The 5,998-nt window shown below is 39.5% G+C and carries 8 protein-coding genes; 6 read left to right on the top strand and 2 right to left on the bottom strand.

The features are described 5' to 3' along the window. Positions 1-91 precede the first annotated feature (91 nt). A complete protein-coding gene (locus DNJ75_RS15440; RefSeq protein ID WP_157968372.1) occupies positions 92-247 on the bottom strand; it encodes a hypothetical protein in 156 nt (51 codons plus the stop codon). 153 nt (positions 248-400) lie between these two features. Here DNJ75_RS15440 and DNJ75_RS14015 point away from each other — a divergent pair, with 153 nt between their 5' ends. The 5 genes from DNJ75_RS14015 to prmC all read left to right on the top strand — a co-directional run bounded on the left by DNJ75_RS14015 (position 401) and on the right by prmC (position 4,386). After that, positions 401-658 carry a type II toxin-antitoxin system HicA family toxin gene (locus tag DNJ75_RS14015; RefSeq protein ID WP_117004065.1) on the top strand — a complete coding sequence of 86 codons (258 nt, stop codon included), beginning with the start codon at positions 401-403 and terminating at the stop codon, positions 656-658. After that, on the top strand, positions 655-1,002 hold the full coding sequence (locus tag DNJ75_RS14010) for a type II toxin-antitoxin system HicB family antitoxin (protein ID WP_117004064.1): 348 nt from the start codon (positions 655-657) through the stop codon (positions 1,000-1,002). The genes DNJ75_RS14015 and DNJ75_RS14010 overlap by 4 nt, the downstream gene beginning before the upstream one ends. Before the next feature lie 211 nt (positions 1,003-1,213). Continuing rightward, positions 1,214-2,458, top strand: coding sequence for a glutamyl-tRNA reductase (hemA, locus tag DNJ75_RS14005; protein ID WP_117004063.1), 1,245 nt, complete (start codon positions 1,214-1,216; stop codon positions 2,456-2,458). Position 2,459: 1 nt separating this feature from the next. Then, positions 2,460-3,551 carry a peptide chain release factor 1 gene (gene prfA, locus DNJ75_RS14000; protein WP_117004062.1) on the top strand — a complete coding sequence of 364 codons (1,092 nt, stop codon included), beginning with the start codon at positions 2,460-2,462 and terminating at the stop codon, positions 3,549-3,551. Beyond that, entirely contained in the window at positions 3,544-4,386 is an 843-nt protein-coding gene (gene prmC / locus DNJ75_RS13995) for a peptide chain release factor N(5)-glutamine methyltransferase (RefSeq protein ID WP_157968371.1), read from the top strand. Before prfA ends, prmC begins: the two co-directional genes overlap by 8 nt. Before the next feature lie 145 nt (positions 4,387-4,531). Here the strand turns inward: prmC and DNJ75_RS13990 are convergent, their stop codons facing one another. Next, positions 4,532-5,371 (bottom strand): DNA/RNA non-specific endonuclease, encoded by an 840-nt coding sequence (locus DNJ75_RS13990; RefSeq protein WP_117004060.1) that lies wholly within the window; start codon positions 5,369-5,371, stop codon positions 4,532-4,534. Between the two features lie 154 nt (positions 5,372-5,525). Here DNJ75_RS13990 and DNJ75_RS13985 point away from each other — a divergent pair, with 154 nt between their 5' ends. Continuing rightward, positions 5,526-5,900, top strand: coding sequence for a lysophospholipid acyltransferase family protein (locus DNJ75_RS13985; RefSeq protein WP_157968370.1), 375 nt, complete (start codon positions 5,526-5,528; stop codon positions 5,898-5,900). The last annotated feature ends 98 nt before the right edge of the window (positions 5,901-5,998 follow it).

The raw sequence follows: 5,998 nt of genomic DNA, 5'->3' as shown, positions 1-5,998 counted from the left end.
GTTTTGCTCAGCTAAATTCATCCGTAACTTGCTTATGTTTTAAAGGCAGTAGGGTATTTGTACATAAGTATCGCATTCAGTTCAAGTTAAACTACAGCTGATTTACCCACAAATCGCGAATGCGCCCCCTGCCATCTTGTTGCTTTTTTCCCTCAAAAACCGCCTTGGCTTTCTGCCAAAAATCACCGGCAAAAGCCTGTGATAACAACCCACAGACAAGCGCCACAACTACGCACAGATAGCGCATTTAAACTCCCTCTCTTTTATTTTGAATACCAAATGATTAGTGAAACATGTTACAAAATTATGACCATAACAACAAATAAAAACATAGAGTGTAGGCTTGCAAAAACACAAATCTCCGCTTATATTTACAGCAACTAAAATATAGTTGCTTTTTATGACTAAGATAGATAAAGCGCTCGAGAAACTATTAACATGCCCAAAAGATTTGACATGGGCAGAGTTATCTAAAGTTTTAAAAAGCTTTGGCTTTAGTGAGAGTAACGCAGGTAAAACAAGTGGCTCACGTGTACGCTTTTATTTAAACAAAGAAACACCACCACTGATGCTGCATAAACCACACCCAAAGCCAACACTAAAAGAATATCAGATTAAAAATGTTATTGAATATCTTAAAAAGGTAGGACTAATATGAGTAACGCAATGCAATACAAAGGCTATAGAGGTTCAATTAAAGTTAATCATAATGATGGCATTTTCCATGGTGAAATTATGAACATCAATGCTACAGTTTCATATGAAGGGGAAAACTACCAGGACTTAAAGCAGGCATTTGTAGATGCCGTTGATGATTATCTTGAATTTTGCGCTGAGCATGATATCACACCTGAGAAAGCTTATAGCGGATCATTTAATGTAAGAACTGGTATTGATAGGCATAGGCAAGTGTTTTTTGTAAAAAGAGATGGTGAATCCTTAAATGAGTTCATCAACACAGCGATTGATCACGAAATTAAAAGCAGGCTTTCCTCACAATAACACCCATCTAAACCACATGCCGATAAACCTGCACCATTAGTTGCTTTTCCAGTCATAGCACTTTTCTTTTTTTATGCTACAATACCGACCAGTTTCATGAGCAACTCTTATCACTTGTTATCCGTAAATCAACAAATCAAATAGTGATTATGGTTTTAAGCAAAAGTCACTCATGCAATTAACAAGAATAACAAGCAAAGCAGGTAAATGAATGACGTTAGTTTCTTTAGCGATAGACTATAAAAAGGCTTCTTTAGATGTGCGCGGCGCATTCACCCTCGACAATGAGCGCCTTGGTCAACATTTAAAAACGCTAAAAGAACAACATGGCGTTGAGCAATGTCTTATTTTATCAACCTGCAATCGCACGGAAATCTATGCTGTCATTTCTGAATTAAAACACTTAGATCATGTGATCAATTGGTGGCAACAATCGGCAAAACGTAATGATTTGGATTTGAAAAATTTTCTTATCGTTCGCCAAGGTACGCATGTTGCCCACCATCTAATGCGCTTAAGCTGTGGATTAGAGTCAATGGTTTTAGGTGAGCCGCAAATTTTAGGTCAAATCAAATATGCCTATGCGGAGGCACTTGCCAATAACACACTTGGTGGAGATCTTAATCGCTTAATGCAAAAGGTTTTCTCAGTTGCAAAACGCGTGCGCTTTCACACTAACATTGGACAATGTCCGGTTTCTGTTGCCTTTTCGGCAGTGACATTAGCCAAACAAAGCTTAAGTCATTTTGAAGATAAAACGATTCTTGTTATTGGCGCAGGAAGCACGGCTATGCTTGTGACAAAGCACTTAGCAAGTCTGACACCAAAACGCCTTATTATTGTTAATCGCACTCTAGAAAAAGCGCAACAACTAGCAACTGAGCATCACGCTGAAGCCTTTTCATTATCTGTGCTTAGCGGCCTTGCTGAACAAGCTGATATTATTGTTAGTGCCGTCAACTCACGTGAGCTGATTTTAACAGCTGATATGCTAACTAATACAAATCCTAAAACGCTAATTGACCTGTCGGTGCCACGTGTCACTGATCCATTATTCGATCAAATGGATAACATAACCATTTATTGCGTTGATGATATTCAAGGGTTGATTCAAAACAACAAAACCTTGCGTGAAAAAGCCGCACTACGTGCTGAGAAATGGATTGAAAAAGGTTTGGATGATTATATCAATCAAGAAAAAGCTATTCTTTCTGATAACACGATCAAAGCTATGCGCAATCAAACCAAAGATATGATTGATGATGAGCTCAATCGTTGTCTTAAGCGCCTAGAAAATGGTGAGGATCCTAAAATGGTTCTAGCTCGCTTTGCGCATAACGTTAAAAACAAATGGCTACATACGCCAAGCGTGTCACTTAGAAATGCTGCCGTTGAAGGGCGCAATGATATGCTTAACTTAGCTGAAGAAATTTTCGGCTTAAATACTGGACTATAAAATGAAAGACTCAATCAAACGAAAATTACAAGGCTTAATCGAACGCCATGAAGAAATTGCAGCCCTCTTGGGTGAAGCCGAAGTCATTAGTGATCAGAATAAATTTCGCGATCTATCCAAAGAATATGCGCAATTAGAGCCTTTAGTTACAACATTTAAAGCTTACGAGCAAGCACATGATGATATTGAAAGTGCTAATGAAATGCTCAAAGAAAGCGATCCTGAAATGAAGGAAATGGCTAAAGAAGAGCTCAATGACGCTGAAGAACGAATTGATAGCTTAACTAAAGAGCTTGAGATTTTATTATTACCTAAAGATCCTAATGATGGCGCCAACGTATTTCTTGAGATTCGTGCAGGCACAGGCGGTGATGAAGCCGCTATTTTCTCAGGCGATTTATTTAAAATGTACAGCCGCTACGCTGAAACACAAGGCTGGCGGATTGAGATTGTCAGTCAAAGCGATGGCGAGCATGGCGGTTTCAAAGAAATCATCAGTAAGATTTCAGGCGAGAATGTCTATTCTCAACTTAAGTTTGAATCAGGCGCACATCGTGTACAACGCGTCCCTGAAACTGAATCACAGGGGCGTGTGCACACCTCAGCTTGCACCGTCGCCATTATGCCGGAGGCTGATGAAGTTGAAGGGATTGATATTAACCCTGCTGATTTAAAGGTTGACACCTTTCGCGCTTCAGGTGCTGGTGGTCAGCATGTTAACAAAACAGATTCAGCCATTCGTATCACACATATCCCCACCGGTGTTGTTGTTGAATGTCAAGATCAACGTTCACAACATAAAAACCGTGCTCAAGCCATGTCAATGCTCAAAGCAAGACTCTTGCAAGCTGAAATTGATAAGCAACAACAAGAGCAATCTAGTCAACGTAAAAGTCTTGTTGGCAGTGGAGATCGCTCTGAACGTATTCGCACTTACAACTACCCGCAAGGGCGTGTAACTGATCATCGCATTAACTTAACTCTTTACAAGCTTGAAGAAGTAATGCAAGGTGATTTAGGTTCAGTAATTCAGCCACTTGTACATGAATATCAAGCCGATCTACTTGTACAAATGTCTGAAGAAAATGCCTAATAATACTATCCAAGCTATTCTATCAACCTATAGCAAACAACTTGAACCCATTTCTGATAGCGCGCGAATTGATATTGAATGCTTACTTTGTCATGTATTAAAAGTAGCAGCGAGTTATTTATACACTTGGTCAGAAAAGCCTTTAACTGAAGACGAGTTTCAACAGTTTAGTGAACTATTCATGAGACGCTTACAGGGTGAGCCCGTGGCTTACTTGACAGGTAAGCAAGGTTTTTGGGATCTTGAATTTCTTGTTGATAAGCACACACTCATTCCACGCGCGGATACTGAAGTACTCATTGAAACCATTCTTAATAAGTTCACACAGCACACTAAACTGCAAGTGCTTGATTTAGGTACAGGCAGTGGCGCAATTGCCTTGAGTCTAGCCCATGCCCGCCCCAATTGGCAAGTGACTGCTATTGATTATTGCGAGCATGCGCTTAAGATTGCCGCTCATAACAAAGAGCATTACAAGCTAAGTAATGTAAAACTTTTGCAAGGCAGCTGGTATCAGCCAGTCGCTAATGAACAATTTGACATTATTGTTTCCAACCCACCTTATATTGATCAATCAGATCCCGCACTATGCGCGCATGTTCGTCAATATGAACCAACCACTGCACTGATTGCCAAAAACAATGGTTTAGCGGATATAGAGCACATTATTTGCCATGGCAAAGCACACTTAAAAGAAAATGGCTTTATGATTATTGAGCACGGCTTTCAACAAGCACAGCATGTTGAAAGTATTTTCAAATCATATGATTATAAAAATATTCAACATTATCATGATTTGAGTGGACATATTCGCGCAACCAGTGCAGAGAGTTAACTGTAAACTTAAATATTCCAAAAAATATGTGCCGTGAACGCAAGTCTAAGGATGGCATCCTTTGAAACAGCTACTCAATAGAGGCTTCGACTGACGCTCAGCCAGCACTTACAAACCACTATCTACCTAGCGCTAAGCGGATTCCTTACGCTCTATAACTCGTACGCCACATTGGTGAGGTTTTATCTGTTAAAGCAGCCACTTGAGTCTTAGGCAAGGTATTAAAAAATATCAAACCAGTACGCTGTTCAACATCCTTGATCGATACACGATATTTTGCAACATCTTTTTTATCCACGCGGGCATTAGGCATAATAAAGGCAATCACCCTATCCTGCTTTGGCGCGTAGACTACTTTAAAGAAATACTCTGGCACCCAGATTTTATTCTTACCTATTGTTTTATGTGTTTTGCTGTTTTTAAATACAGGGCCTGTGTAGACATAGACTTCCTCGTACATTTGCGCCCAAAAACGCACATCAGACTCAAGCTTTGCCCAACCTTGACGATTAAGCTCACCCTTCTGCGGTGACATATTCGATAAATAAAAAGACTGTTTGGCACTTGTTTTATTAAAATCCATCGCCGCATAGGGTGCTAAATGCCCACGATCATAACCACTTCTTTTATAGTCTGATAACTCAGCGCGATACTTGGCTGGCACTTCCGGATCTGGTTGAAATTCATCATGGCGTTTTAGTTTACTTGAAACAGACTGCGCTGTTAAACGATAAGCAACCCAACTAGGCTGCTTGGTTTCGTAGTTATAAGCAGAGATATAACCTTCACGACAAAGATATAAATTAACCTTACCACCAGGGTTGCCATATTTTAAAAAGTCATTGCAGTAATTTGCTGCTAACGGAATGGCTTTAGTAGCACTTCCGCTTGCCGCTGGCGTATGAGCGCTCGCAGCAAATGAACTTGTCATTGATGAAGCAACGAACAAAAGCGCTGCAGTATATTTAATAAACTTGTTTAACATGTTTTATCTTTATTGTGTGCGGGAGCATAAGCGTACCGCGAAATGAGGCAAATTGTAAAATATTTTTTGGATTAATATATAATCAAACTATTTTTTGACTAAGCATGCTGTTTGATTAATAATAGCCAAAATTTATTTTATCCAATTAATGCATATGTTGTTTAACCAAATAAACTATCTCTGGCGCCTGATTGCCACGGGGTTTTGTTTTTTATTATTCTCTTTAGGGGGGTTACTATTAGGGTATATTATTATTCCTATGGCAGTAATCATTGCTAAAATAATCCGCTCAAAAAAGCAAAAAAGCGAAAAAAAACATATTGCGCAATATTGTATTTACTTAACATTTCGTTTCTTTACCGCAACAATGTCTGGCTTAGGTCTTATCCGCTTTCATTTTATTGGTTTTGACAAATTAAAAAAAGACAAAGGCACATTAATCATTGCCAACCATCCAACTTTAATTGATTACGTCTTAATCGTCTCTAAACTGCCCTTTTGTGGTGCGACTGGCATGGTCAGTATCTAGCGGGTGGAATTCCCGTCACGACCTTGGGAATAGGAACGTGTAGACGAAGGCAAGGGTGTCGGAAGAAACTCTCTCTTGCTCCCTCAAAGAGGATAAAC

Source organism: Cysteiniphilum litorale (genome assembly GCF_003428165.1).
Lineage (GTDB): Bacteria > Pseudomonadota > Gammaproteobacteria > Francisellales > Francisellaceae > Caedibacter > Caedibacter litoralis.
The sequence above is the reverse complement of the archived record's forward strand: the minus strand, read 5'-3'. Positions and strand labels throughout refer to the sequence as shown.